Annotated in this window: 26 protein-coding genes and 1 pseudogene; 15 read left to right on the forward strand and 12 right to left on the reverse strand. The window is 69.0% G+C overall.

All coding sequences use genetic code 11. The annotated features are described in order from the left end of the window. From ACWDR4_RS31120 to ACWDR4_RS31140, 5 genes are all read right to left on the reverse strand, one after another. The gene (locus ACWDR4_RS31120; RefSeq protein ID WP_450413439.1) at positions 1–783 is read right to left on the reverse strand and encodes a 2-keto-4-pentenoate hydratase; all 783 of its coding nucleotides are present in this window, start codon (positions 781–783) and stop codon (positions 1–3) included. Next, positions 780–1850 (reverse strand): 4-hydroxy-2-oxovalerate aldolase, encoded by a 1071-nt coding sequence (gene dmpG / locus ACWDR4_RS31125; protein ID WP_450413440.1) that lies wholly within the window; start codon positions 1848–1850, stop codon positions 780–782. The genes ACWDR4_RS31120 and dmpG overlap by 4 nt, the downstream gene beginning before the upstream one ends. Then, a complete protein-coding gene (locus ACWDR4_RS31130) occupies positions 1847–2746 on the reverse strand; it encodes an acetaldehyde dehydrogenase (acetylating) (RefSeq protein ID WP_450413441.1) in 900 nt (299 codons plus the stop codon). Before ACWDR4_RS31130 ends, dmpG begins: the two co-directional genes overlap by 4 nt. Then, complete coding sequence (locus tag ACWDR4_RS31135) at positions 2743–3552, reverse strand: 2-keto-4-pentenoate hydratase (protein WP_450413442.1); 810 nt, start codon at positions 3550–3552, stop codon at positions 2743–2745. The genes ACWDR4_RS31130 and ACWDR4_RS31135 overlap by 4 nt, the downstream gene beginning before the upstream one ends. A gap of 247 nt (positions 3553–3799) precedes the next feature. Beyond that, positions 3800–4585, reverse strand: a complete 786-nt coding sequence (locus tag ACWDR4_RS31140) for an IclR family transcriptional regulator (protein ID WP_450413443.1) — start codon at positions 4583–4585, stop codon at positions 3800–3802. Positions 4586–4686: 101 nt separating this feature from the next. Between ACWDR4_RS31140 and aroQ the strand changes: the two genes are divergently transcribed. Beyond that, positions 4687–5169 carry a type II 3-dehydroquinate dehydratase gene (gene aroQ / locus ACWDR4_RS31145; RefSeq protein WP_450413444.1) on the forward strand — a complete coding sequence of 161 codons (483 nt, stop codon included), beginning with the start codon at positions 4687–4689 and terminating at the stop codon, positions 5167–5169. 24 nt (positions 5170–5193) lie between these two features. Here the strand turns inward: aroQ and ACWDR4_RS31150 are convergent, their stop codons facing one another. The 4 genes and pseudogenes from ACWDR4_RS31150 to ACWDR4_RS31165 all read right to left on the reverse strand — a co-directional run bounded on the left by ACWDR4_RS31150 (position 5194) and on the right by ACWDR4_RS31165 (position 8354). Then, positions 5194–5580 (reverse strand): hypothetical protein, encoded by a 387-nt coding sequence (locus ACWDR4_RS31150; RefSeq protein ID WP_450413445.1) that lies wholly within the window; start codon positions 5578–5580, stop codon positions 5194–5196. A gap of 25 nt (positions 5581–5605) precedes the next feature. Next, positions 5606–6271 carry a hypothetical protein gene (locus tag ACWDR4_RS31155; RefSeq protein ID WP_450413463.1) on the reverse strand — a complete coding sequence of 222 codons (666 nt, stop codon included), beginning with the start codon at positions 6269–6271 and terminating at the stop codon, positions 5606–5608. After that, positions 6232–6894 (reverse strand): annotated as a pseudogene (locus ACWDR4_RS31160) (MmgE/PrpD family protein); the annotation flags it as partial. The gene ACWDR4_RS31155 and the pseudogene ACWDR4_RS31160, both read right to left, overlap by 40 nt. A gap of 26 nt (positions 6895–6920) precedes the next feature. Further along, complete coding sequence (locus ACWDR4_RS31165) at positions 6921–8354, reverse strand: aldehyde dehydrogenase family protein (protein ID WP_450413446.1); 1434 nt, start codon at positions 8352–8354, stop codon at positions 6921–6923. A 210-nt stretch (positions 8355–8564) separates the two neighbouring features. On the opposite strand from ACWDR4_RS31165, the gene ACWDR4_RS31170 reads away from it, so the two are divergent. Further along, entirely contained in the window at positions 8565–9443 is an 879-nt protein-coding gene (locus tag ACWDR4_RS31170; protein ID WP_450413447.1) for a helix-turn-helix transcriptional regulator, read from the forward strand. Here the strand turns inward: ACWDR4_RS31170 and ACWDR4_RS31175 are convergent. After that, positions 9440–9868: a winged helix-turn-helix transcriptional regulator gene (locus ACWDR4_RS31175; protein ID WP_450413448.1), complete on the reverse strand. Its 429-nt coding sequence runs from the start codon at positions 9866–9868 to the stop codon at positions 9440–9442. The two genes, ACWDR4_RS31170 and ACWDR4_RS31175, sit on opposite strands and share 4 nt — an antisense overlap. A gap of 168 nt (positions 9869–10036) precedes the next feature. Here ACWDR4_RS31175 and ACWDR4_RS31180 point away from each other — a divergent pair, with 168 nt between their 5' ends. The 13 genes from ACWDR4_RS31180 (at position 10037) to ACWDR4_RS31240 (ending at position 24446) form a co-directional block, all read left to right on the forward strand. Then, complete coding sequence (locus ACWDR4_RS31180) at positions 10037–10543, forward strand: cupin domain-containing protein (RefSeq protein WP_450413449.1); 507 nt, start codon at positions 10037–10039, stop codon at positions 10541–10543. Positions 10544–11433: 890 nt separating this feature from the next. Beyond that, entirely contained in the window at positions 11434–12264 is an 831-nt protein-coding gene (locus ACWDR4_RS31185; RefSeq protein WP_450413450.1) for a phytanoyl-CoA dioxygenase family protein, read from the forward strand. 53 nt (positions 12265–12317) lie between these two features. After that, on the forward strand, positions 12318–12938 hold the full coding sequence (locus tag ACWDR4_RS31190; RefSeq protein ID WP_450413451.1) for an SCP2 sterol-binding domain-containing protein: 621 nt from the start codon (positions 12318–12320) through the stop codon (positions 12936–12938). Then, positions 12931–14286 carry a glutamine synthetase family protein gene (locus tag ACWDR4_RS31195; protein WP_450413452.1) on the forward strand — a complete coding sequence of 452 codons (1356 nt, stop codon included), beginning with the start codon at positions 12931–12933 and terminating at the stop codon, positions 14284–14286. Before ACWDR4_RS31190 ends, ACWDR4_RS31195 begins: the two co-directional genes overlap by 8 nt. Continuing rightward, the gene (locus ACWDR4_RS31200; protein WP_450413453.1) at positions 14286–15392 is read left to right on the forward strand and encodes a Zn-dependent alcohol dehydrogenase; all 1107 of its coding nucleotides are present in this window, start codon (positions 14286–14288) and stop codon (positions 15390–15392) included. Before ACWDR4_RS31195 ends, ACWDR4_RS31200 begins: the two co-directional genes overlap by 1 nt. Further along, positions 15392–16168, forward strand: coding sequence for a gamma-glutamyl-gamma-aminobutyrate hydrolase family protein (locus tag ACWDR4_RS31205; protein ID WP_450413454.1), 777 nt, complete (start codon positions 15392–15394; stop codon positions 16166–16168). Before ACWDR4_RS31200 ends, ACWDR4_RS31205 begins: the two co-directional genes overlap by 1 nt. A 39-nt stretch (positions 16169–16207) precedes the next feature. Further along, positions 16208–17716 carry an aldehyde dehydrogenase family protein gene (locus ACWDR4_RS31210; protein ID WP_450413455.1) on the forward strand — a complete coding sequence of 503 codons (1509 nt, stop codon included), beginning with the start codon at positions 16208–16210 and terminating at the stop codon, positions 17714–17716. Further along, the gene (locus ACWDR4_RS31215; protein WP_450413464.1) at positions 17701–18591 is read left to right on the forward strand and encodes an NAD(P)-dependent oxidoreductase; all 891 of its coding nucleotides are present in this window, start codon (positions 17701–17703) and stop codon (positions 18589–18591) included. The genes ACWDR4_RS31210 and ACWDR4_RS31215 overlap by 16 nt, the downstream gene beginning before the upstream one ends. Next, a complete protein-coding gene (locus tag ACWDR4_RS31220; RefSeq protein WP_450413456.1) occupies positions 18588–19598 on the forward strand; it encodes an NADP-dependent oxidoreductase in 1011 nt (336 codons plus the stop codon). The genes ACWDR4_RS31215 and ACWDR4_RS31220 overlap by 4 nt, the downstream gene beginning before the upstream one ends. A 50-nt stretch (positions 19599–19648) precedes the next feature. Next, complete coding sequence (locus tag ACWDR4_RS31225) at positions 19649–20686, forward strand: NAD(P)H-dependent amine dehydrogenase family protein (protein WP_450413457.1); 1038 nt, start codon at positions 19649–19651, stop codon at positions 20684–20686. Positions 20687–20751: 65 nt separating this feature from the next. Beyond that, the gene (locus ACWDR4_RS31230; protein WP_450413458.1) at positions 20752–21900 is read left to right on the forward strand and encodes a saccharopine dehydrogenase family protein; all 1149 of its coding nucleotides are present in this window, start codon (positions 20752–20754) and stop codon (positions 21898–21900) included. Between the two features lie 19 nt (positions 21901–21919). Continuing rightward, the gene (locus ACWDR4_RS31235) at positions 21920–23470 is read left to right on the forward strand and encodes a class I adenylate-forming enzyme family protein (RefSeq protein ID WP_450413459.1); all 1551 of its coding nucleotides are present in this window, start codon (positions 21920–21922) and stop codon (positions 23468–23470) included. A 106-nt stretch (positions 23471–23576) separates the two neighbouring features. Then, positions 23577–24446, forward strand: a complete 870-nt coding sequence (locus tag ACWDR4_RS31240; protein ID WP_450413460.1) for an SGNH/GDSL hydrolase family protein — start codon at positions 23577–23579, stop codon at positions 24444–24446. 8 nt (positions 24447–24454) lie between these two features. Here the strand turns inward: ACWDR4_RS31240 and ACWDR4_RS31245 are convergent, their stop codons facing one another. Then, positions 24455–25318 (reverse strand): 3-hydroxybutyryl-CoA dehydrogenase, encoded by an 864-nt coding sequence (locus tag ACWDR4_RS31245; RefSeq protein ID WP_450413461.1) that lies wholly within the window; start codon positions 25316–25318, stop codon positions 24455–24457. Between the two features lie 18 nt (positions 25319–25336). After that, a partial coding sequence (locus ACWDR4_RS31250; protein WP_450413465.1) for an acyl-CoA dehydrogenase family protein occupies positions 25337–25459 on the reverse strand: 123 nt, incomplete at its 5' end.

Here is a 25459-nt window from a genome sequence, read left to right on the forward strand (position 1 = left end):
TCAGGCCCCGACCACCCGCAGGGTTCCGAGGTGGGTGAACTCGGCGCTGATCTCCCGTCCGGGCTCGACGAAGACCGCGTCGGTGAGGCCGCCGGTGAGCACGATCCAGCCGGCCTCGATGGCGATGCCGCGCGCGCCGAGGGAATTCGCCGCCAGCGCGAGCGCTTCGGCGGGGTGGCCCTGTACGGCGGCGCCGGTCGCGGAGTCGGTGATCTCGCCGTCGATGCCGAGCAGGCAGCCCTCCAGCGCGAGGTCGAGACCCTCGGGCGGCAGGCCGGTGCCGCTGACGACGAAGCGTGACGAGGAGGCGTTGTCGGCGACCACGTCGGGGAGGGTGAACTTGAAGTCGGTGTAGCGGCTGTCGATGACCTCGAAGCCCGCGTGCACGCTGCGGACGGCGGCGAGTGCGGTCGCGGCGGTCGCCCCGGGGCCCTCCAGCCGCTCCCCCATGACGAAGACGATCTCGGGCTCGACGCGCGGGTGGATGAGTTCGCCCATCGGGATCGGTACGCCTTCGGGGAGCACCATCGCGTCGGTGAGCCAGGCGGTGAGCGGGGAGTCGATACCCATCCGCTGCTGCTTGGCGCGCGAGGTGAGGCCGAGCTTGACGCCGACGGTCTTCTCACCGGAGTCGACCTTGCGTCGCAGCAGCGCGTCCTGCACCTGGTAGGCGGTCGGCAGGTCGAGGCCGGGCCAGTCGTCGGTGATCTTGCCGCCGTCCCTGCGGTCGCTCTCGCGGCCGAGCAGCTCCGTGACGGCACGGTCGATGGTCCAGTCGCTCATGCGGGTACGCCTTCCGGGGCCTTGGCCGTTGTCGTGGCGCGGGTCGAAAGGTCGATCGCCACGTCGATGATCATGTCTTCCTGGCCGCCGACGTATCCGGCCTCGCCGACCGCGCGCAGGATGGCGTGGGCGGGCACACCGTAACGCTCGGCGGCGCGCTGCGCGTGCAGCAGGAACGAGGAGTAGACGCCGTGCCTGCCCTGTTCGATGGCCGGGCGGTCGGCGATGGGCAGCCGGGGAATCAGCGGGGTCAGCACTTCGTGCGCGGCGCGCAGTACGCCGTCCACGTCCAGGCCGGTGGGGACCCGCATCCGTTCGAAGACGGTGGCCAGCAGCTCGGTCGGCGAGTTGCCGGCACCGGCGCCCAGCGCGCACAGGCTGCCGTCGATCTGGAGGGCGCCCGCCTCGTACGCGGCGATCGAGTTCGCGACGCCGAGCGAGAGGTTCTGGTGGCCGTGGAACCCGATCTGGGCATCGCCGCCGAGCTCGGCTGCCAGCGCCGACACGCGGTCGGTGACGTCGGTGGGCAGCAGCCAGCCCGCGGAGTCGACGACGTACACGCACTGGCATCCGGCGTCGGCCATGATCCTGGCCTGCTTCGCCAGCGCCTCGGGACCGACCCGGTGCGAGAGCATCAGGAACCCGACGGTCTCCATGCCCAGTTCGCGCGCGGCCCCGAAGTGCTGGACGGAGACGTCCGCCTCGGTGCAGTGGGTCGCCACCCGTACGATGCCGGCGCCCGCGTCGTGGGCGCGGTGCAGGTCCTCGACGGTGCCGAGGCCGGGCAGCAACAGGACGGCGATGCGGGCCTGGCGTGCTTCGTCCACGGCCGCCTTGACGAGTTCGATCTCGTCGGTGTGCGAGAAGCCGTAGTTGAAGGAGGACCCGGCGAGACCGTCGCCGTGTGTGACCTCGATGACGGTGACGCCCGCGTCGTCCAGCGCGCGGGTCACCGCCCGTACCTGGTCGACGGTGAACTGATGGGCTATCGCGTGACTTCCGTCGCGCAGCGTGGTGTCGGTGACGCGTACGGCCGGTCGGGGTTCCGTGGTCGTGTCCGCGGTCATCGGGACACCGCCTCCTGCCGCTGGCTGATGAGTTCGCCGACGCGGACGGCGGCGGCGGTCATGATGTCGAGGTTGCCTGCCCAAGGCGGCAGGTAGTCGCCGTTGCCACGGACTTCGAGGAAGACCGCGACCCGGGCCTGCCCCTTCCATCCGGGGTGCGGGTCGTCGAACTGCGGCTCGGAGCGCATCTGGTAGCCGGGTACGTAGACCCGTACCTCCTCGACCATCCGGTGGATGGACTCGGTGATGGCGTCGCGGTCGGCGTCGGCGGGGATCGCGCAGTACACCGTGTCACGCATGATCATCGGGGGATCGACCGGATTGAGGATGATGATCGCCTTGCCGCGTCCGGCACCGCCGACGGTCTCGATCGCGTGGGAGGTGGTCTCGGTGAACTCGTCGATGTTGGCGCGGGTGCCGGGGCCGGCCGAGCGGGAGGCGATCGAGGCGACGATCTCGGCGTACGGCACGGGCACGACCCGGGAGACGGCTGCCACGATCGGGATGGTGGCCTGCCCGCCGCAGGTGATCATGTTGACGTTCGGTGCGGCCTCGTGCTCGGTGAGGTTGACCACCGGGCAGACGAAGGGACCGGCCGCGGCGGGGGTCAGGTCGATGGCGGTGATCCCGGCCTCGGCGTAGCGGGCGGCGTTGGCCAGATGCGCCTTGGCGGAGGTGGCCTCGAAGACCAGATCGGGCAGCTCCGGCCGGTCGAGCAGCCAGTCCACACCTCCGGCGCTGGCTTCGACGCCGAGCTTCTCGGCGCGGGCCAGGCCGTCGGAGGCGGGGTCGACCCCGACCATGTACCGGACGTCGATGTGCTCGTTGCGCAGCAGCTTGACCATCAGGTCGGTGCCGATGTTGCCCGGCCCGACGATGGCGGCGGTGGCGGTCATGAGTCCTCCCCTGTTCCCTGTACGCGGGCGAACCGGGCGGAGACGGTGCCCAACCCGCCGAAGGTCGCGGTGACGGAGTCCCCGGCGGCCACCGGCACGGCGGCGCAGACGGAGCCGGGCAGGATGACATGGCCGGGTTCAAGGGTGACGCCGAGCCTGCCCACCGTGTTGGCCAGCCACACCAGGGCGTTGAGGGGCGAGCCGAGCACGGCACCGCCCGCTCCGGTGCCGACGATCTCGCCACGCCGGGTCAGTACGCAGCCGGACAGCCGCAGGTCGACCGCGTCGACGGGGGTGGGGCGGCTGCCGAGCACCACGCCGCCCGCCGACGCGTTGTCCGCGACCGTGTCGATCAGGCCGATCTTCCAGTCCCGGATGCGGGAGTCGATGATCTCCAGGGCGGGCAGGACGTAGTCGACCGCCGACAGCGCCTGCGCGGCGTTCACGCCCGGCCCGGTCAGCGGCCGCTTGAGCACGAAGGCGATCTCCGGTTCGACCTTCGGGCTGATGAACTCGTCGAGTCCGATCGGCAGGCCCTCCAGATGGAACATGGACTCCATCAGATGCCCGTAGTCGGGCTGGTCGACGCCGAGTTGGCGCTGCATGACCGCCGAGGTGAGCCCGACCTTGTGGCCCTGGACACGCTGCCCGTCCTCGGTCCAGGTGCGGACCTGCTCGAGCTGGATCGCGTAGGCGTCATCGACCGTCAGCCCGGGGTGGGTCTGGCTGAACGGGTCGATCGGCTCGCGGGTGCGCCGCGCGGCGAGCAGTTCCTTCGCGACCACGTCGTGCGTGGCTCTGTCCATCTGCGGCTCTTTCCTCGGGTGACGGTCGATCTCCTCGCAGCATGTTGCGCCAGGTCCCACCCGGCAACCCAAGTGATCCGCTGAGCGGAACATGATCGATTTCCTTGGCCTCGACCTTGTTCCGCTCAGCGGATCATCGAGCTTGCCTGCTCCTCGTCACGGGAGGATGGTCCTCCCGTGACGTGACACCCCACAGACCGGACGCTACGAAGGGAACGTCATCAGCGGACACCCCATGGGAGCCTGCTCAGCTCTCGCCCATGGAGGGGCTCGGGCCCCGCAGCTCACGGCTTACGGCCAGCCCCGTCGTGCGCACGGCAGTGCCCACCCGGCGCAGGTTCAGCCTCCCGATCCAGCCCGAGATGGACATCGCCGCGACGGGCCGGCCGTCGGCCCCGAGGATCACGGTCGCGACACACCCCACTCCGGGGCCGGTCTCCTCGTTCTCGTACGCGACTCCCGCGCCCCGGATCCGTTCCAGCTCACGCAGGAACAGGCCGGGCGTGGTGATGGTGCGCGGGCCCACCGGTGCGAGCCCACGAGCGCAGACCGCGTCGACGGCCTCCGCGTCACCGAAGGCGAGCAGTACCTTGCCCACAGCCGCGGCGTGCGCGGGCAGCCGGCCGCCCACCCGCGACCCCATTCTCGGAGCGTCCTTGCTCCGCAGGATCTCGACGTAGACCACCTCGGTGCCGTCCAGCACGGCCAGATGCACGGTCTGCCGGGTCGCCTCGCGCAGGTCCGCCATGTACGGCAGGGCGATCGCGCGCAGATTGCGGTGCCGGGAGGCCAGCTCGCCGTACTCGAACAGGCGGGTTCCCATGTGCAGGAGCGTGCCGTCGTTCTCGTCGCGCTCCAGGAACCCGTAGTCGACGAGGTCGCGCACCAGGCGGGAGGTCGTGGACTTCGCCAGCCCGGCCCGGCGGGCGATCTCCGACACCCGAAGTTCGGCGTGGAGCGCGTCGAAGGCCCCGAGCACGGCGGCGACGCGGGCGACACCGGAGTCAGGAACGTTCCGTTCAGCGGGACACATCGACGAAGCATGACGGGGGAACGGGACAGCGTGCAAGCGCCGGCCCAGTCGGCGCGGGTACGAGAAGCACCCCTGCCCACCCGACCCACACACCCGTACCGATGAAGGAACCGCACATGCTCGACGCCATCACCGAGAACGACCCCGGACGGACCGTCCTGTTCCTCAACGGCCCCAACCTCAATCTGCTAGGCGTGCGGGAGCCCGACAAGTACGGTTCCACCACGCTGCGCGAGGTCGAGGAGACCGTGGCCAAGACGCTGTCCGCACACGGCCTGACCGCGCGCTTCGTCCAGAGCAACCACGAAGGCGTGCTGGTCGACGCGATTCATGCCGCGCGCACAGAATGCGGCGCGATCGTCATCAACCCCGCCGCGTTCACGCACACCTCCGTCGCACTCCGCGACGCGATCGCCGCCGTCGCCCTGCCGACCGTCGAACTCCACATCACCAACGTGCACAAGCGCGAGGAGTTCAGGCACCACTCCTACATCTCGGCGGTCGCCGACGCCCTGATCGTCGGCGCCGGCACACACGGCTACGTCCTGGCCGCGCTGCACGTCGCACATCTCCTCCCCGGCTGACTCACGCCCCGGGCGAGACCGCGCTCAGGGCTCGCTCGTCCAGCCGTCCGTTCCTTGCAACTGCGCGTACATCTGCGTGAGTTGCACGTCCAGGACGGTGCAGAGACGGCTGAAGGTCCAGTAGTAGCCGCAGAGATGCAGCAGCTCGACGAGCTCGCGCGCGCAGAGGAACTCGCCTGCCGCGGCGAATACTTCATCGGACACCCGGGGTCCCGCGACGACCTCGGCGGCGAACTGGATCACCGCGCGGTCATGCTTCGACAGTGCCGGATTCGTATGATCCCGGTTCTTGATCAGTTCGCGGGTCGCGTCGTCCACCATCTTGAACATCGGGTCCGGCGGGAAGTCGGCCAGGAACCGGGCGACATCCTCGGGGATCTCGTTCGCGTCGGGGTCTCGCAGTCGAGTCATTTCTCTCTCCGTACGGTGAGGCTCATCAACTCGGCCACGTCGTCGAGGCGTTCGAGACCGTCGATCTGCTCGATGATCTTTCGCGCGGCGGGGCCGCTGATGATGCCGTCGACGTTGTCGAGGAACTTGGTCTCGATGTCGGTGTCTTCGGTGTCGGGGTGCGCGGGGTGTCCCCGTACGCCCCACTGGGTGTGGGACAGGACACGACACGGCCGTCGGCGAGGGCGATGTCGACCCGGCAGCTCAAGAAGGGCGCGTCCGGCGGGAACTCCATCGCGTACGGCACCACTTTGTCGACGACGGACAACAGATCGGGGTCGGTCCACAGGGCGGGATCCATGTAGTCCTCGGGACGGTTGTGGCCCCGGACCAGCCGCAGCGCCACGCTGAACGCCGTACTGAACTGTGCCGAGGCCATGTCCGTCGGCCGGGTGACCGCCGCCCCGTGCCCGACCGCGATCGCGGGAAGAGCGAGCCGGATCTCCTTGATCTCCCCGATGTCGCGCCCCGACAGGTGGTCGTGGGCCAGGAGATGAGCGACGGCCTCGATGGCCGGTCCGGCGGAGCCGATCGTGGGATACAGCCGGAAGATCGTGTCGACGATGTGGAAGTGGTCCCAGAGCCGGTCGATGCCTGACGGAGTCCGTCCTGGGCGAGCAGCGCGGCCTGGGATCCGCTGCGGACGGCGGATCCGGAGTGCATCCGCTTGACCTCGCCGCCGCTCCGTTCGTACTCCATGGTGCCGCCCGCGTCACTGCCCGCGATCCCTAGGGCGTCGGTGAGCCGACCCGGGGTGAGGCCGAGCAACCGGCCCGCGGTCGCCGCGGCGCCGAAGGTGCCCAGGATCTTGGAGCCGTGCCAGCCCGCGCGGACCATGTCCCGCACGGTGGTGGCGCCCAGCAGCGACATCACCTGCGCCCCGGCGACCACGGCCGTGAGCACCTCACGACCGTGGGCACCGGTGCTCTCGCCGAACGCCAGAGCGGTCGGGACCACGGCCGAGCCGATGTGCGCGGCGCACATGTGGACGTCGTCGAACTCGAAGGCGGCGCCCAGGGTTCCGTTGGCGAAGGCGGCGTACGGGGCGACCGTCCGGGCGCCGGAGAGCACCATCGTGCTCTCCGGCATGGCCGTCATCGCTTCGACGAGCCGCAGCTCGGGCTGGACGTTGGACAGGGTCGCGCCGCGGACCTGCAGACCCAGCTGGTCGAGGATCAGCAGTTTCGCCATCTCGACCGCGCGGGGCGGCAGTTGGTCGTACTCCAGGGCGGTGACCCATGCTGCCAGCCGGGTCGCCAGAGTGTTCTCACTCATCACGTACCTCGTCGCGGTGGGGATGGTCAGCGCTGGATGGCCTTGGTCTCCAGGAACTCCTCCAGGCCGAAGCGGCCCATCTCCCGGCCGTTGCCGGACTGCTTGTAGCCGCCGAACGGGGCGAGCAGGTTCATCTGAGGACCGTTGACGTCGACCTGTCCCGTACGCATCCGCTTCGCGATGGCCAGAGCGTGCTCGGCCTCGCCGAAGACGGCACCGTTGAGGCCGTAGACCGTGCTGTTGGCGATCTGTACGGCGTGGTCGTCGTCGGTGTAGGGGATGACCGCCAGCACGGGGCCGAAGATCTCCTCGCGGGCGATGACCGAGTCGGGGTCGACGTCGGCGAAGACGGTGGGTCGGACGTAGGCGCCGGTCTCCAGTCCCTCGGGCCGACCGGGGCCGCCGACTACGACCGTGGCACCGTCGGCGACACCGCGTTCGATGTAGGTGGCGACGCGGGCGCGCTGGGCCTCGGAAGCGAGCGGGCCGAGCCGGGTGCTCTCGTCGGTCGGGTCGCCCACCGTGTACTCGACGGCCGCCTCGCGGAGCAGGTCGACCACCTGGTCGTGCAGTTCGGCGGGGACCAGCATGCGGGTGTACGCGCCGCAGACCTGGCCGCTGTTGATCCAGGCGCTCGACAGGCCGCGGGTGACCGCGTCCTTCAGGTCGGCGTCCCGCAGGATGATGTTCGCGGACTTGCCGCCCAGCTCCAGGGCGACCCGCTTGACGGTCGCCGAGGCGAGCGCCCAGACGCGCTTGCCGGCACGGGTGGAGCCGGTGAAGGACACCATGTCGATTCCCGGGTGCCCGGCGATCGCCTCACCGACGACCGGACCGGTGCCGTGCACGACGTTGAACACCCCGGCGGGCAGACCGGCCTCGGCGGTGACCTCCGCGAGGATCCGGGCGGCCAGCGGGGCGACCTCCGACGGCTTGAGCACCACGGCGTTGCCCGCCAGAAGCGCCGGAACCACCTTGGTGACGACCTGCTGCAGGGGGAAGTTCCAGGGAGTGATCGCGCCGACCACACCGACCGGCTCCTGTACGACCAGCGAGTTCGCGATCTCCTCGGTCCAGGGGAAGTCCGCCGCGACGGAGACGGTGGCCTCGGCGGCCATCACCGGCAGGGCCGCCTGGCCCATGCGGGCGAACGAGATCGGGGCGCCCATCTCGGCGCTGATCGTGGCGGCGATCTCCTCGGAGCGCGCCTGAAGCCCCGCCGCGATGCGCCGGACGACGGCGGCACGCTCCGCCGGGTCGGTCGCTGCCCAGGCCGGGAACGCGGCGGTGGCCGCCGCCACGGCGCGATCCACGTCGTCGGCCGTGCCGTCGGGGACCGTGGCGATGACGGTCTCGGTGGCCGGGTTGACCACCTCGATCACAGGCCCGTCGAAGGGGACCGCCTTGCCGTCGATCCAGTGGGCGGGGGCGGGGAAGCCGAGTTCGCTGTTGGCGTTCATGCAGCCCAGCGTCACAAGCGCCGAAGATCGCATCCAGGGACAGACTGTCCCGTGATCCAGGTCATATTGGGTACGGCTGGTGGCCGTTTGTCCACGGATCCACCGACCCTGGCTGAGCTCTTCGGTGGCCCTGCCCGATCTGTGAAACTGGGTGGTGGGAGCACTTCTGACCTGGGCGTCACCGATGAGTGAAGTGAGAGGAGCAGGCGTATGGACCGCGCCGAGCTTGCCGACTTCCTGCGCACCCGGCGCGAGGCGCTGCAACCCGAGGACGTCGGCCTGCCGCGCACCCGTCGCCGCCGTACCGGGGGTCTGCGCCGCGAGGAGGTCGCCGCCCTCAGCAGCGTGTCGACCGACTACTACAGCCGGATCGAGCAGCAGCGCGGCCCCCGTCCCTCCGAACAGATGCTCGCCGCTCTCGCACAGGGTTTGCGCCTGTCGCTGGACGAACGCGACCACCTCTTCCGGCTGGGCGGCTACGACACTCCCAAGCGTGTCTCGCGCACCGACCACATCAACCCCGGAATGCAGCGCATCTTCCAGCGCATGGACGACAGTCCGGCCCAGATCATCAACCATCTGGGAGAGACACTCGCGCAGAACCGCCTCTCCACCCTCCTGATCGGCGACCAGACCCGACACACCGGCATGGCCCGCTCGTTGGCCTTCCGCTGGTTCACCGACCCCACCGAACGGCAGCTCTTCCCTGCCGACGACCATGCCCAACACGGCCGGACCGTCACCGCCCAACTCCTCGCGGCGCACACCCGCCATCCCGACGACCCCCGCGTCACCGGCCTCGTCGAGGCACTGCTCAAGAGGAGCGAGGAGTTCGCCGACATCTGGCGCCGGCACCCCGTCATCGGCCCGTACTGTGCGCCCAAGCTGATCGAGCATCCCCGAGTCGGTCTCATGGAGCTGCACGGACAGAGCCTGATAGATCCCGACCAGTCCCAGGTCCTCACCGTCTTCACCGCCAGCCCCGGCAGCCCCGGCAGCCCCGGCAGCCCCGGCAGCCCCGGCAGCCCCGGCAGCGAGAGCTACGACAGACTCCAGTTCCTCTCGGTTCTGGGCGACCAACTCCTTTAACCCGCACGACCCGTGTCGGCTGTCCCGACGAGCGCCCGGTGCCGGCGAATCTCGTCGTGGTGGGTGATCGCCCAGTTGATCAGGGAGGCCACGATGTCCTTGAGGCTGGCGCCCAGCGGGGCGAGGGCGTATTCCACCTGTGGCGGCACCTCGGCGTAGGCGGTCCTGGTGATCAGGCCGTCATGGTGGAGCTGGGCCAGGGTGCGCGAGAGCATGCGCTGGGAGATGCCGGGGATGGCGTTCAGCAGCTCGGTGTAGCGCATCACGCCGTCCTGCAAAGTCGCGATCACCATCAACGTCCACTTGTCCCCGACCCGATCCATGATCTGGCGGACGAAGTCCGCGTCCTCGACCGGGATACGGGAGCAGGGCCCCGGGAGCGCGGCTGCTTCCCTCTGGACTGCGGCAGCTTCCATTGCGGACATTCCCCTTCGGTAGCGGACACGGATGTGTGTTTTGTAGGCCCTCCCATACTGGCCTACCGTGGCGCTACATACTAATCGTATGTATCGAGGTCACACTGTTCTGCCTGGTGCAGGCCAGTCCTCGATCGTGCGCCGCACCGGCGCCCTGACCCACCATGGAGGCACCAGATGACCGGATCCGCACCGACTCGTGCACAGCAGGATGAAACGCCGCTGACGAGTGGCTACCGAGTGGTCGAGACCGGGGTGACCGAGACGGGCCTCTCGACGATCGCCCGGGACAACGTCGTGCCCGTCAACACCGTCCCGGACGGGCGCGGCCTCAGCCGGCTGTGGGAGGCCGACGGAGTGCTGCCGGGCGGCGATGCGGCGAAATCAGGGGACGACGCGGTGGAGTCGCCGTTCTTCCCCGAGGCGGGCGGAGTGCGGTTCTGGTCGGTGACCGTGCCCCCTGAGACCCCCGGCACTCCGCCGCCCGCGGAGTTCCACCAGACGTCCTCTCTCGACGTCGGGCTCGTCCTCTCCGGACGGATCGTGCTGGAGATGGAGGACGGGACATCCGCGGAATTGTCGGCGGGGCAGGCGTTCACCCAGTTGGGCACTCCGCACAACTGGCGCAATCCGTACTCCGTGGACGCCGTCATCGCGGTCGTGATGATGGGTCGGGACCAATAGCGGAACTCAGATCATGGGGGGGGGATCCGGTCGTCGAACCCTTCGACGCAGCAGTCGTCGCCCCGTCGGTCCCGGGTGACTCTCCACGAGTCCTCGGCGTTCACGCGCGACCGTATCCGCAAGGAACTCACCGCGTGACCGACCACCCCACCAGGCCCACATGAGACACCCTCCGGGCCCCCTGCGAGAGCCCGTCTGCCCCAAACACGACGTCCCGGGCACGCGCGTAGCGTGCCCGGAACGTCCCGCTGCGGAGGCCGCTTCATCACACCGCGACGATGCCCTCCATGCCGGAGGCCGCGACGGCGAGGTCGATGACGCCCTGGGAATTACCGGACGGTGCGGTGGCGATGCCCGCCTCGTTGACCAGGGCGAGTCGGCCGTGCGCGTCCTGGCGGTAGCCGCTGACGGTGGACTTGGCGGCCCCGGCGACCAGCAGCCCGCGCCGCCCGCGTTCATGACGTGGGCGAGACCCCCCGAGACCGTGACGGCGGAGGGGAAGTCGCCTCCCGTGGAGAGAGTTTGACGATCCGTCAGTTCTTGTCCGCGCACACCGAATGACGTCAGGGCGCCACTGCCCGCATTGATCCCGTAACGCACCCGAAACCTCCACCGGGACCCGCGGACTTCACCTCCCATGCGGACCGGCTTCGGCGAATCGCAGCGGGCCATTGACACACCCAAGGCCGTGAATCATTCTGGTCATACGATCTGGTCAATTGATCAGAAGCCGTCGGCGGAGGCTTCCGGATCCGTCGCGGCAGAGCGGCGATGCCTGGTCAGCAGGGGTCCGCACCCCCATGTCACACCCGTCGAACACACACCCACCTCGGTGCGAAAAGGGATGATCAGCGATGAGTGCTACCACCACGAACGTCACACTGCGATCGGTGCCGAACAGCACCCCGATCGAGGAAATCCTCGCGATCGTGGCTGACGACGGCGGCGTGATCATCAAGCACTTCCTCACCCCCGACCAGGTCAGCCGGTTCAACGCCGAGGTCGAGCCCGCGATGCGGGCGCTGAACCCTGGCACGAAGAACGACATGGAAGGCATCGCCGACTTCCACGGGACGAACACCAAGCGGCTGACCAATCTCGTCACCCTGAGCAAGACGTTCCGCGAGGAGATCATCGACCACGAGCTGGTCAAGCCCCTCTCCGATGCCATCTTCAACGAGGAGTCCGGCTCGTACTGGATGACGACGGCCCAGGTCATCGAGATCGGCCCCGGGAACAAGGCGCAGCCGCTCCACCGGGACCTGGAGAACAACTACCCGTTCGTCGGGATGGGTCCGGCCGGCCCCATGGTCATGATCAACTTCCTGATCGCGCTGACCGACTTCACCGAGGAGAACGGCGCCACCCGCGTCATCCCCGGCAGCAACCACTGGCCCGACTACGAGGACCGCGGCACCCCCGAGATGACCATCCCGGCCGAGATGCAGGCCGGTGACGTCCTGTTCATCAACGGCAAGGTCGCCCACGGCGGCGGCGCCAACCGCACCACCGACTGTTACCGGCGTGGTGTCGCCTTCGCCCTCCAGCCCGGATTCCTCACCCCCGAAGAGGCCTACCCCTTCATCGTCGACCGCGAGCTCGCCGCGTCGCTGCCCGAGCACGTGCAGCGCCTCATCGGCTTCCGCTCCCAGTACCCCACCGGCTCCCCGGGCCTGTGGCAGGTCGACTACACCGAGCTGGCCGACTACCTCAAGTTCTGACTCCTCTCGCCGGCAACAGGCACCAAGAGAGCGACACGATTGGAGAGTCGGCCATGACCGACCCTGCTGTATCGGTGGTACTGGAGGACGATCCGACTCCTCTCGTGCTGACGGTCGGCCGCACACTGCGGGCCGGCACGCGCGACCCGGAGTCCCGTGGTCTGCTGGCGTCCCTCCGGGAGACGGTCGTCATCAGGTCGAAGGACGACCCACAGTCGGTCACGATCCGGTTCGACGAGGACCGGGTGAGGGTCAGTCATGGCATCGCGTCCGATGCGCACCTCGTCCTCACCGTGGACCTGGCCGACCGTTTCGCCGTCGAGTCGGTCGACGGTGCCGAGCCGGACGCACCGTTTGTGTCCGACGTCCTGCGCGTCCTGCGACCGCCCCTGCCGCACTGGCGCGACGCGGCTTCGCGGTTCTGGGAGATGACCTCCCTGGACCCCGGAATGCCACGCGAATTGGTCGTCGTATGCGAGGAGGAAGAGCTGGTCCTCGGCGGCGGTCTGCCGCGCTACGTCCTTTGCGGCGAGGCCGAGAAGCTCGCCCGTGTGCTGTCGGGGACCGACGTGTTCCTCGACGAGGTCTACACGGGCTCACTGGCCGTCCGCGGCACCATGACCCAGCTGTCCGTCATGGCGGGCGCTTCGCTGAAGGTGAGGTTCCATGCCTGAGAACATCGACAGCTGGCTCGCGGAACACCGCATCGAGAGCGTCCGGATCGAGGGGACGAACCTCGAAGGCGCGTTCATCGGCAAGAACGTCTCGCCGCGGAAGTTCACGTCCGGGCTCAAGTCCGGATTCGCCTTCGCCGACGTGGCGTTCGGGCTCGACCTGGGCAACGCGCCGCAGTTCGGGTTCGCCATGCCCTCCTGGCGGGGCGACCTCGCCGACATCTTCCTGCACGCCGACCTGTCGACACTCGTCGAGTGGTCACCGGGCAGGGCCTCGGTCATCGGCGGATTCTGGGACCCGGACGGCGATCCGGTCTCGGCGTGTCCGCGCAACGCCCTGCAACGGATGACCAGGCTGCTCGCCGATCGGGGCTACGACGCGAAAGTCGCCGTGGAGATCGAGGCCTCCGTCTTCGAGGAGTCGATCCAGGAGGCCCGGATCAAGGGCTACCGCGACCTCACCCCGCTGGGAGGGAACGCCGGTTCGGCCTACCACCTCGCCAAGTCCAAGGACTGGGAGGACTACATGCTGGCGGTCGCCCGCCGGCTGGAGGAACTGCACATCCCGTGGGAGGCCTGGGGCGACGAAGCCGCCTCTGGGCAGATCGAGTTCAACGTCGCGCCGGCCGACCCGGTGACAGCCGCGGACTACTGGGCTCGTACCCGTCAGGTCATGCGGGAGGTCGCCTTCGAACAGGGCCGCTGTGTGACGTTCATGGCGAAGTGGTGCGACGAGTACGGGCAGGCCTCGCACATCAACGTGTCACTGGAGCGGGACGGCGAGAACGTCTTCTACGACGAGTTCGGCCCCTCGCAGGTCATGACCCACTTCCTGGGCGGTGTCATGGCCACCCTGGCGCCGGCGACCTCGTTCGCGCTCCCCGCGATCACGTCGTACCGCCGCCTACAGGAACTGGAAGGACCGCCGACGACGGTCGCCTGGGGCGTGGCCAACAAGAGCACGGCGGTACGCGCCGTCGTGGGCCACCCGAAGTACTCGCGCCTGGAGTACCGGACCCCCGGCGCCGACGCGAACATCTATCTGGTGCTGGCCGCTGTGCTGGCCGGCGGAGTGGCCGGGCTCGACGGCAAGATCGAGCCGCCCGAGCCGTTCGACGACATGGCGTGGTGCCTCCCACCGGGGATGCCGAAGATCCCGAACACCATCAGCAAGGCCGCCGAGGCGCTGCGGGCCGACACGCTCCTGACCGGTGTGCTGGGCCAGGAACTCGTGGACTACTGGCTCGGCACGAGGCAGTGGGAATGGCTGCAGTTCCACACCACGGGCGGGGACCCCGACACGGGCCTCAGCGAGTGGGAGTCCAACCGCTATTTCGAGCTGCCGTGATGGGGGCGACGATCGAGGCGGCGGTCCTCAACACCGCGCCCGGCGCGCTGGAGATCGAGAAGCTCCAGCTGGACACCCCCGGACCCGATGAGGTGCTGGTGCGAGTGGTCAACGCGGGTCTGTGTCACTCGGATCTGCACGAGATCGACGGAACGTTCGAGACGGAGCCGCCGATCCTCCTGGGCCACGAGGCCTCCGGGGTCGTGGAAGCCACCGGTTCCAACGTCATCGGGTTGCGTACGGGCGACCACGTGGTGACCTGCCTGTCCGTGTTCTGCGGACGGTGCCGGTACTGCACCAACGGCCAGTTGACGCTGTGCGAGAACCGCAACGGGCTGTCGCACGACCGGCCCCGGCCACGCCTGCTCAACGCCGCGGGCCACCCGGTCCGTCCGACAGCGGGCATCGGGGCCTTCGCCCAGGCGATGGTCGTCCACCAGAACGCCCTCGTGGCCATCCCCCGGGACATGCCCCTGGCCACCGCGAGCATTCTGGGCTGCGCGGTGACGACCGGACTCGGCGCGGTCTTCCGCAGCGCGCGGGTCCGGCCGGGAACCAGCGTCGCGGTCATCGGCACCGGTGGCATCGGCATGGCCGCCATCCAGGGCGCGAAGATCGCCGGCGCCGCCCAGGTCATCGCCGTGGACATCGTCCCGGAGAAGCTGAAGGCCGCAGCGCGGTTCGGCGCGACCCACACCGTGAACGCGCGGGACGTGGATCCGGTCGAGGCAGTGCGCGAACTCACTCGCGGCGGCGCCGACTTCAGCTTCGAGGCCGTAGGAAACAGTGTCACGGCGGGGCAGGCGTTCTCGATGATCGGACCCGGCGGCCTCGCCACGGTCGTGGGGATGGTGCCGGACACCGTGCCCATCGCCATCAAGGGCTCGGAGCTCTATCTCCAGGAGAAGCGGCTGCAGGGCTCCTTCATGGGGTCCAACCAGTTCAAGGTGGACGTGCCCCGGTACGTCGACCTCTATCTGCAGGGGCGTCTGCTGCTCGACGAGATGGTCTCCGAGCGCGTCCCCCTGCGCGACATCAACAGCGGCTTCGCGACGCTGAGTTCGGGCAGCGCGACCCGGGTGGTCGCCGACATCGGGGAGAGCTGATGCGACCGCTGGTGGGAATCACCGGGCGCCGGCTGAGCGCGAGCCTGGTCCACGGCATGGACAAGAGGTTCGCCGGGCGTCACTACGACTCGTTCTTCTCCGACTACGCGCGCGGTGTCGCCGACGCCGGCGGCATCCCCGTACATCTGCCGTTCGAGGCGGGGACGGCGGAGGCGGTGGAGCGTCTTGACGGTCTGGTCATCACCGGTGGTCAGGACGTCCATCCCGGTCGCTGGGGCGGGGACGAGAGCGCGGTGCCGGCCGACGCCGACCCGCGGTTCGCCACCATGGCCCATGACGTCGAGCGCGACGCGTACGAGGTGGCGCTGATCCGCGCCGCGATCGACCGCGGTGTGCCCGTGCTCGCGGTCTGCCGGGGGCATCAACTGCTCAATGTGGCGCTCGGCGGACGGCTCGTACCCGACCTGCCGCCGAGCGCGGTGGAGCACTACTCGCCGAACGGGGCCCTGACCGACGGTGAGTCCGACCACGTGGTGACGTTCGCCCCCGGCTCGCTGGCCGCGTCGGTGTACGGCGAGAGCGCGCAGGTCAACTCCTGGCACCACCAGGCGGTGGACGCCCTCGGCGGCGGGCTGGTCGTCTCGGGACGGGCGTCCGACGGTGTCGCGGAGTCCATCGAGCTGCCGGGTCGGCCCGTCCTGGGCGTCCAGTGGCATCCCGAATGGCAGGCGACCACGGACCCCGCCTTCGGCTGGCTGACGGCCGCCGCATCCGGCACGCGGCACCGCACCGCCGGTCTGTCCGCGGCCAGTTGACCACCTGATCGCCTGATCGTCGAGAGGAACGCGATACCCATGAGCACCCCACGCAAGCCCGCCCTCACCACGAAGGACGACTGGCTCGGCCTCCTCAAGTCGACGACCCTGCCCCAGGGCATGTGGGTCGACGGCGACTGGGCGGGCGCCCGTACCGGGGCGACCTCTCCGCTCGTCTCGCCACGTGACGGCCAGGTCGTCGCCCATCTCCCCGCCGCCGACGAGGCCGACATCGACGCCGTCGTCAAAAGCGCACACCAGGCCTTCCTCAGCGGACGCTGGTCACGCCTCCAACCCCGTGAGCGGGGCGAGGTGTTGATCCGCTGGGCAGACCTGCTGGAGGAGCACCGCGACGAACTCGCGCTCCTCATAGCACTGGAGATGGGCAAGCCGGTCACCGACGCCTGGGCCGTCGAGATGCGCACTGTCATCGGCCTCATCCGCTGGTACGGGGAACTCGCCGACAAGGTCATGGACGAGTCGCCGCGCGGCCGGGAGAACTCTCTGGCGCTGGTGACCCGCGAACCCCTCGGGGTGATCGCGGCCATCACCCCGTGGAACTTCCCCATGACCCTGTCGACGTTCAAGGTGCCCGCCGCCCTGATCGCCGGGAACAGCGTCGTACTGAAGCCGGCCAGCCAGTCGCCCCTGTCGATGCTGCGCTCGGCGGAACTCGCCCACCAGGCGGGCGTTCCTGCCGGAGTGCTCCAGGTCGTCACCGGCAGCGGCCCGGTCACCGGCGCCGCCCTCGGCCGACACCCGGACATCGCCACCCTGACCTTCACCGGTTCCACCGACGTGGGCAAGCAACTCCTCACCTACGCGGGCGAGTCCAACGCCAAGCCGGTCTGGCTGGAGCTCGGCGGCAAGTCGCCGAACATCATCTTCCCGGACGCCCCCGACATGGCCGAGGCGATCAGGACGGCCGCCTGGGCGATCGCCTTCAACTCCGGTCAGATGTGTACGGCCGGGTCCCGGCTGATCGTCCACGAGTCGGTACGGGACGAGGTCGTCGCGGGTGTCGTCGAGCACCTCGCTGCCCTGTGCATCGGCGACCCGCTGGACCCGAACACGCAGTTCGGCCCGCTGGCGAGCAGGCGCCACCGCGACGAGGTACTGGCCGAGATCACCAAGGGCTCGGAGACCTCCGCCAAGCTCGTCCTCGGCTCCGACCAGCCGCTCGACCAGCCCGGCTGGTACGTCGAACCGGCGGTGTTCGTCGACGTCCGGCCCGACGACCGGCTCGCCCAGCACGAGATCTTCGGTCCTGTCCTCTCCGTCCTCACCTTCTCCGACGAGGCCGAGGCCATCGCGATCGCCAACAACTCCGACTACGGCCTGGGTTCGTCGGTGTGGACCGGCGACCTGAGCCGCGCCCACCGGATGTCGCGGGCCATCGAGGCCGGTCTGGTCTGGGTCAACTGCTTTGAGGAGGGCGACTATTCGGTCCCGTTCGGCGGACGCAAGCTGTCCGGCCACGGCGCGGACAAGAGCGTGCACGGGCTGGAGAAGTTCACGGCGCTCAAGACGACCTGGATCGCGCTGTGACAGCGACGCGGGTGAGCGTCCTCGGCATGGGCCTCATGGGATCGGCGGTGGCGAAGGCCTTCATCGACGCCGGACACGACGTGGCCGCGTGGAACCGCACCCCGGCCAAGTGCGTGCCACTCGCGGAATCCGGGGCCCGTACGGCATGGTCACCCAGCGAGGCCGTGGCCTGGGGAGAAGTGACGGTCGCCGTGCTGTCCGACTACCGGGCGGTCGAGGAAGCCGTGACGTCGATAGCCCCGGGGTGCGCAGCCGCCGGGACGGTGTTCGTCAATCTCACCACCGGGGACGCCATCGCAGCGGCGGACATGGAGAAGACCTTCGCGTCCACGGGCATGACCTACCTGGACGGAGCGGTTCTGGCGTACCCCAAGGACGTCGGCACTACGGCGGACATCCTGGTCTCCGGCCCCGAGGCCGCCTGGCACAGGTACCGCGACGTCCTCGCCGCGATGGGTTCGGGAACGGTCCACACCTCGGAGGCCATCCACGAGGCGAATGTCATCGACACCGCCGCCACGGGCAGTTTCTTCTGCACCGCCCTCGGTGCCTTCTACGAGGCGAGCGCCTACGCCTCCCACCACGGGGTTCCGGCGGACCGGCTCGCCGTCCATGCCCTGCGGTTCCTCGATCTGCTCCGCGCGGAGATCCCGGAGGGCGCGGGGCAGATCATGTCCGGTGCCTACGAGACCGATCAGGCCACCATCCACACCTACGAGGCGGCGATGGCCCTGATCACCGACACCGCCCGTGCGATCGGACAGCCCGCGCACATCACCGCCGGATTCCTGGCGAACCTCCGGGCGGCACAGGCCGCCGGGCTCGGTGACAGGTCGCTGGCCGCCACCCACGAGGTCCTCGGGAGGGCCGGATGACATTCGGGACCCGTGAGATCCAACTGGCCTCCCGGCCGGTCGGCTGGCCCACCCACGACAACTTCCGCCTGGTCGAGACCGAACTGCCGGAGCCCGGCCCCGGGCAGCTCCTCGTCCGCAACACCGTCATGTCGGTCGACCCGTACATGCGGGGCCGGATGAACGCAGGCAAGTCCTACATCCCACCCTTCGCGGTCGACGCGCCCCTCGAAGGCGGGGCCGTCGGCGAGGTGATGAAGTCCTCCGACGACGCGTTCGCAGTCGGCGACATGGTCGTCCACGACTACGGCTGGCGCGAGCACGCCGTGGTCGACGCCGCACAGGCCACGCCGATCGACACCCGCCTGGCGCCCGCTTCGGCCTACCTCGGTCTGCTGGGCATGACCGGCCTCACCGCGTACACGGGCCTGGTGCGCATCGCCGAACTGGAGCCGGGCGACATCGTCTTCGTCTCCGGAGCCGCGGGCGCGGTGGGCAGCGCGGTCGGCCAGATCGCCCAGAACCTCGGTGCCGTCAGGGTGATCGGCTCGGCCGGCTCACCGGAGAAGGTCCGCTACCTCCTCGACGAACTCGGCTTCGACGCCGCCTTCGACTACCACGACGGACCCGTCGCCGAACAACTCGCCCAGCACGCCCCGGACGGCATCGACGTCTACTTCGACAACGTCGGCGGCGAGCACCTGGAAGGCGCGCTGACCCACATGCGGGACTTCGGCCGGCTCGCCCTGTGCGGCTCCATCGCGTCGTACAACGACGACAGCGCGATCCACGGGCCGCGCAATCTGGGACTCGCCATCGTGCGACGGCTGAAGCTCCAGGGATTCATCGTGTACGACAACGACGACCTGGCCGGTGAATTCCAGGCACGGGCCACCGAATGGCTGGCGAACGGCCGGCTGACGTATCAGGAGACCTATGTGGACGGTCTCGATCATGCCGTGGACGCACTTCTCGATGTCTTCCGGGGTGCCAACCTCGGGAAGATGCTCGTGCGTCTCGCGCCTTGAATTCCCATTGATTTCCCCCTGAAATTCCAGGCACTCCCGAGGAGTTCGGCATGCGGAGAATTCGAGCAGTCGTGTACGGCGCCGGCGCCATGGGTGCCCTGGCCACCAGGCTCATGACCGAAAAGGGTGTCGAGATCGTCGGCGCCATCGCGCGGAATCCCAGCAAGGTCGGCCGCGACCTCGGGGAGTTCGCCGGAATCGGCCGGCTCAACGTCCCGATCGAGGCGGATGCCGAACAGGTGCTGGCCACCCGCAGGCCGGATGTCGTCCTGCACGCGACGCAGAGCTTCCTGCCGGAGATCAAGGACCAGCTGGCGCTGTGCGTCCGCAGCGGCGCGAACGTGGTGACGATCTCCGAGGAATCCTTCTATCCCTGGTCCTCCTCCCCCGGCATCGCCGCCGAACTGGACGCGCTGGCCAAGCGGAACGGTGTGACGATCACCGGCTCCGGCCACCAGGACTCCTTCTGGCTCCACCAGGTCAGCGCACTCCTGGGCACCGCGCACCGCATGGACTCCGTATACGGCAAGGCCACCTGGAACGCCGACGAATACGGCGCCGACATCATCCAGAGCAAACACGTCGGAGAGACCCTGGAGCAGTTCCAGGAGTCCATCGCGTCCGAGCACCGCCCACCGACCTTCGGCGGCAACCTGCTCTCGGCACTGGCCCAGGCCACCGGCCTGACTCCCAAGGAGTGGAAGACCGAGATCAGCCCGGTCGTCGCGGACGAGGACCGGTACTCCAACAGCATCGGCGTCACCCTCTCCAAGGGGACGGTGATCGGTTATGCGGACATCGATGTGATGACCACCGTCGAAGGGCCCACCTTCACCTTCGAGATGTCGGGCTACGTCTTCGGTGAGGGCGAGAGCGACATGAACAAGTGGGTCGTCAAGGGCGAGCCCGACCTCTACCTCGACAACGGCCGGGTCCCCAGCTACACGACCACCTGTACGCAGTGGGTGAACCGCATCCCGGACGTCATCAACGCCCCGGCCGGCTTCGTGACCCCGGACCAGCTGCCCCCGCTCCGGTACCGGGCGCTACCGATGCAGCACTACGTCACCCCCGGCGCTCTCGCGTAACGAGCAGCCAGCACACAGCCGCACCGACACGGACATCCACTGCATCGAAATCGAAGGAGACACTCATGACCCGCACCGTCGCGGTGGTCGGGCTGGGACAGATGGGCCGCAGCGCCCTCGGTATCCTGCTCGACCGGCTCCCCGACGCGCAGTTCCTGGCCCTGGACCGCTCCGAGGAAGCGGTCAGGCACGCGGAATCGCTGGCACCGGAGCGGGTGACCGGGCGGATCGCCGACGTGTCGAAGGGCGAGGTGGACCTGACGGGAGTCGACGCCGTCGTCAACCTCACGGGCCCCTTCTTCGCCGGTTCCGACGCCGTGGCGCGCGCCGCGCTGGCCGCCGGTGCGGCCTACGTCGACATCTGCGACGACGTCGAGGGGACCGAGGCCATCCTGGCCCTGGACGACGAGGCGAAGAGGGCGGGACTGCCCCTCATCACCGGTGCGGGCCTCTCCCCCGGCGTCTCCAACTGGATGGCCAGTCGCCTGCTGGACGCCCACCCCACCGCGGACGGCGTCCAGGTCGTCTGGCTCGTCCACGAGAGCGACCCGGGCGGTCTCGCCCCGCTGCGGCACATGCTTCACATGGCCGTGAGCACCTGCCCGGTCTATCGGGACGGGAAGTGGGAGCAGTCGGCCGGCTTCGTACCGTCGACCGCCGCGTCGTACGCGTTCCCCGAGCCGCACGGTGTCATCGAGGCCTACGACACCGCCCACCCCGAACCGGTCACGCTGTCCCGGCACTACCCGCAGCTGACGTACGCGAGTTGCAAGGGCACGCTGCGGCCCGCCTGGGCCAACGGCGCCTTCTCCACGCTCGGCCGGATCGGCTTCGGCCACACCGACGTGCTGGTGGACATCGACGGTACGCAGGTGGAGCCGGCCGAGTTCCTGTGGAAGCTGATGTGGGCCCGCTACAACCGCAAGCCCGAGAAGCAGCCGAGCGCCTCCTCGGCGGTCCTCGTCCAGGCTCTGGCGGGCCAGGAGGTCCTCGGCTCCCTCGCGATCACCGACGACGCCCCGATGTCGCGTACCACCGGACTCGGCGCCGCCGTGGCGGCGGTGGTGCTCCTGGACCACGGTGCCCTGCCGGGCGCCTGGGGACCCGAGGCACTGCGCTGGGACGTCGCACTGCCGCTGTACGAAGACATCCTTGTGTCCCTCGCCGGCGAGGGCTCCCGTATCACGCGCGTGCAGCCCGCGCCTGCGGCCTAGTTCAAAGGTTGCCGCCATCATGCAGACAGAGAATCGGAGCGAGCCGGTGCGGACGCTGCCGGCGGCCTTGCGCAGCTGGGCGCGCGAGAGTCCGGACCGAGTGGCCCTGCGCCATGGGGCCGAGCAGCTCACCTACGCCGAGCTGGACACCGGCGTCGACCGCGTCGCCGTAACACTGGCGGCGCGCGGCGTGGGCAAGGGCGACCGGGTCGTCCTCATCGGCCTGAACAGCGTGGCCTGGGTCGTGGCGTACCTCGCGTGCCTGCGCCTGGGCGTCGTCGTGGCCCCTGCCAACAACCGCCTCAATCCAGGGCAGTTGAGCGACCAGTGCGAGCTGATCGAGGCGAAGGCCGTCCTGTACGACGCCTCCACCGCCGAACTCGTGCGAGACAGCGCGCGGCCGGGCCGCGAGATGATCGACCTCGGCGACCTGCTCCGGTGGGCGGCCGAGACCGCCGACCCCACCGTCCTCGCCCTCCCGGACGCGCCGACCCCCGACGACCTCGCCCTCATCAGCTTCACCTCCGGCACCACGGGCGTCCCCAAGGGCGCGATGCTGAGCCATGAGGCCCTGTTCAAGGGGGCCCTGGCGGTCGCCGAGTTCCACGGCAGCACCCAGGACGACAGCACGCTGATCCTCGTACCGATCTTCCACAACACAGGATTCAACGACCAGTTCGGGCACATGCTCGTCGTCGGCGGCCGAACCCATCTGCTGACGAAGTACCGTACGGCCGACGCGATCGCCGAGTTGCGGGAACGGCCGGTCGCCTTTCTCGCCGCGGTCCCGAGCATCCTGCGCATGCTCATGATGTCCGAGGAGGCCGAGCACATCTACGGCCCCGCCTCGAAGCTCTTCTTCGGCGGCAGCCCGATGCCCGCGGCATGGATCGACGAACTCCTCGACCGGTGGCCGCACTTGAGGCTCACCCATGCCTACGGACTGAGTGAGTTCACCTCGATCGTCAGTTTCCTGCCGCATGAACTCGTCGCCGCCAAGGGCGAGTCGGTCGGTCTGCCGGCGCCGCGCGTACAACTCAAGGTCGTGGACGACCAAGGCCGCGAACAGACGGCGGGCCGGACCGGCGAGGTATGGGTGGCGGGACCCACCCGGATGATCGGCTACTGGCAGCGGCCCGAGCTGACCGAGCAGCGGTTTGACGGACAGTGGCTCCGTACCGGCGACCTCGGTTACCTCGACGACGAGGGCCTGTTGTGGCTCACCGGGCGGGTCGACGACGTGATCAACCGGGGCGGGGAGAAGATCCTGCCGTCCTTCGTCGAGTCGTGCATCGCTCAACGACCCGACGTCGGCCAGGTCGTGGTGTTCGGCATCGAGGACCCGGTTCTCCAGCAGCGCGTGGCCGCGGCCGTCGAGCCTCGCCCGGACGCGGGGTTCGACGAGCACGCGGCCCGTGACCACCTCGTACAACGGCTCCCCGACTACGCCGTCCCCGAGCGGTGGGTCGTCTACGACAAGCTGCCGCTGACGGCCTCGGGGAAGATCGACCGCCGCGAGGTCGCGCGGCTGTTCTCGCACCATGCGGCCTCGGCGGTACCAGACGCATAAATGTGGCTGCCGCCTTTGTGCGCGGAGCAATAATTCCGGCGCCGCCGTTGACATGGCTACCGGGCGGTAGCAACATCCCGCACAACTTCATCAAAGGAGATGAATTGTGCGCCTCAAAACATCCTCACGATTACGGGCCGCTGCCGCCACCGGAATTGTCGTGGCCCTCGCGGTCGCCGCATCCGGGCCCGCGGCAGCCACGCCGGCTGTCGGCGACTACGTCGCGCTGGGTGATTCCTACGTCGCCGGCCCCGGCATCCCTGAGGCGGTCTCCGACTCGGGGGTCTGTGCCCGTTCCGACCACAACTACCCTTCGCTGGTGGCCCAGGAAGCCGCCCCCGCGGCCTTCACGGACGTCAGCTGCAGCGGTGCCGTGACGGACGACATGACGGGCCGCCAGCTCGGCATCGCCCCACAATTCGACGCGTTGACGTCCGATACGGGACTGGTCACACTCACCATCGGCGGGAATGACGCCGGCTTCGCCGGAATTGTCGTCACCTGCGTCGTGCTCAGCTTTTCCGACCCCACCGGCGCACCCTGCGAGAAGAACTACAACAACGGCGGCACCGACCAGATCCTCCAAAAGCTCAACGAGGTGGCACCGAAGGTCGGAACCGTGATCCAAGGAATCCACCAACGCTCCCCGCAGGCACGGGTGCTCGTCGTCGGCTACCCGGATCTGCTGCCCGACGCCAAGTCGAAGTGCGCGGTGGACGTTCCCGTCGCGACCGGCGACATACCGTACCTGAACGGCATCGAACAGCGGCTGAACCAACTGCTCTCCGCCCAAGCCGCCGCCAACAACGCCGAGTTCGTCGACACGTACACCTCCAGCGTCGGCCACGATCTCTGCCAGGCGCCCGGCACCCGCTGGGTCGAGGGCCTCCAGGACGTCCAGGACGCGGCGCCCATCCACCCGAACGCTCTCGGCATGGCGAACACGGCCACGCAGGCGCTGTCCGCACTTCAGTGACCGCTGGATCAGCTCGCGTACCCGTAGAACCCGCGACCGCTCTTGCGTCCCAGGTGCCCCGCGGCGACCATCCGACGCAACAGCGCGGGAGGTGCGTACAGCGGCTCCTTGTACTCCTCGTACAGGGTGTCGGCGATGGACTCGACGGTGTCGAGGCCTACGAGGTCGAGCAGCCGCAGCGGCCCCATGGGGTGGGCGCAGCCGAGTTCCATCCCACGGTCGATGTCCTCGGCGCTCGCCGAACCGGCCGCGACCATCCGTACCGCGGCCAGCAGATACGGCACCAGCAGGGCGTTGACCACGAAGCCCGAGCGGTCGGGGGCCTGGATGGTCACCTTGCCGAGCTGCTCGGTCGCGAATCGACGCGTCCGGTCCAGGGTGTCCTCACTCGTGGTGAGCGCGGGGATCAGCTCGACCAGTTGCTGCACCGGTACGGGATTGAAGAAGTGCATCCCGATGACCTGCCCGGGGCGCTCGGTGGCGACCGAGAGATCGACGATGGGCAGCGAGGAGGTGTTGGTGGCCAGGACGGCGTCCGGATCGGCGACGACCTTGTCCAGGGTCCGGATGACGTTGGTCTTGATGTCCCGGTTCTCGGCGACCGCCTCGATGACGAACTGGCGGTCCGCCATGTCTCCGAGGTCATGGGTGAAGGAAAGTCGGGCCAGGGCGAGGTCACGAGTTTCCTCGGTGAGTTTTCCGCGCTGGACTCCGCGGTCGAGAGAGCCGGTAATACGGCGCCTGCCGGCGACGGCGGCTTCAGGAGTGGTCTCCGCGACAAGGACGTCGAGGCCACCGCGTGCGGCGACTTCGGCGATACCGGAGCCCATCAGGCCACAACCGACGACACCGAGACGGGAGATGGTTTCCATGGTGAAGTCCTCTGGGTCTTAAGGGAGGTTGCGGGCTATGACGATGCGCTGGACCTGGTTGGTGCCCTCGTAGATCTGTGTGATCTTCGCGTCGCGCATCATGCGCTCGACCGGGTAGTCGCGGGTGTAGCCGTAGCCGCC

The sequence above is a fragment of the Streptomyces sp. NPDC000878 genome (assembly GCF_053599695.1).

Excerpts from the sequence above, each read along its gene's own strand:
- ACWDR4_RS31120 (WP_450413439.1), bottom strand. The coding sequence starts at position 783 with ATGAGCGACTGGACCATCGACCGTGCCGTCACGGAGCTGCTCGGCCGC.
- dmpG (WP_450413440.1), bottom strand. The coding sequence starts at position 1,850 with ATGACCGCGGACACGACCACGGAACCCCGACCGGCCGTACGCGTCACC.
- ACWDR4_RS31130 (WP_450413441.1), bottom strand. The coding sequence starts at position 2,746 with ATGACCGCCACCGCCGCCATCGTCGGGCCGGGCAACATCGGCACCGAC.
- ACWDR4_RS31135 (WP_450413442.1), bottom strand. The coding sequence starts at position 3,552 with ATGGACAGAGCCACGCACGACGTGGTCGCGAAGGAACTGCTCGCCGCG.
- ACWDR4_RS31140 (WP_450413443.1), bottom strand. The coding sequence starts at position 4,585 with ATGTGTCCCGCTGAACGGAACGTTCCTGACTCCGGTGTCGCCCGCGTC.
- aroQ (WP_450413444.1), top strand. The coding sequence starts at position 4,687 with ATGAAGGAACCGCACATGCTCGACGCCATCACCGAGAACGACCCCGGA.
- ACWDR4_RS31150 (WP_450413445.1), bottom strand. The coding sequence starts at position 5,580 with ATGACTCGACTGCGAGACCCCGACGCGAACGAGATCCCCGAGGATGTC.
- ACWDR4_RS31165 (WP_450413446.1), bottom strand. The coding sequence starts at position 8,354 with ATGAACGCCAACAGCGAACTCGGCTTCCCCGCCCCCGCCCACTGGATC.
- ACWDR4_RS31170 (WP_450413447.1), top strand. The coding sequence starts at position 8,565 with ATGGACCGCGCCGAGCTTGCCGACTTCCTGCGCACCCGGCGCGAGGCG.
- ACWDR4_RS31175 (WP_450413448.1), bottom strand. The coding sequence starts at position 9,868 with ATGTCCGCAATGGAAGCTGCCGCAGTCCAGAGGGAAGCAGCCGCGCTC.
- ACWDR4_RS31180 (WP_450413449.1), top strand. The coding sequence starts at position 10,037 with ATGACCGGATCCGCACCGACTCGTGCACAGCAGGATGAAACGCCGCTG.
- ACWDR4_RS31190 (WP_450413451.1), top strand. The coding sequence starts at position 12,318 with ATGACCGACCCTGCTGTATCGGTGGTACTGGAGGACGATCCGACTCCT.
- ACWDR4_RS31195 (WP_450413452.1), top strand. The coding sequence starts at position 12,931 with ATGCCTGAGAACATCGACAGCTGGCTCGCGGAACACCGCATCGAGAGC.
- ACWDR4_RS31200 (WP_450413453.1), top strand. The coding sequence starts at position 14,286 with ATGGGGGCGACGATCGAGGCGGCGGTCCTCAACACCGCGCCCGGCGCG.
- ACWDR4_RS31205 (WP_450413454.1), top strand. The coding sequence starts at position 15,392 with ATGCGACCGCTGGTGGGAATCACCGGGCGCCGGCTGAGCGCGAGCCTG.
- ACWDR4_RS31210 (WP_450413455.1), top strand. The coding sequence starts at position 16,208 with ATGAGCACCCCACGCAAGCCCGCCCTCACCACGAAGGACGACTGGCTC.
- ACWDR4_RS31220 (WP_450413456.1), top strand. The coding sequence starts at position 18,588 with ATGACATTCGGGACCCGTGAGATCCAACTGGCCTCCCGGCCGGTCGGC.
- ACWDR4_RS31225 (WP_450413457.1), top strand. The coding sequence starts at position 19,649 with ATGCGGAGAATTCGAGCAGTCGTGTACGGCGCCGGCGCCATGGGTGCC.
- ACWDR4_RS31230 (WP_450413458.1), top strand. The coding sequence starts at position 20,752 with ATGACCCGCACCGTCGCGGTGGTCGGGCTGGGACAGATGGGCCGCAGC.
- ACWDR4_RS31235 (WP_450413459.1), top strand. The coding sequence starts at position 21,920 with ATGCAGACAGAGAATCGGAGCGAGCCGGTGCGGACGCTGCCGGCGGCC.
- ACWDR4_RS31245 (WP_450413461.1), bottom strand. The coding sequence starts at position 25,318 with ATGGAAACCATCTCCCGTCTCGGTGTCGTCGGTTGTGGCCTGATGGGC.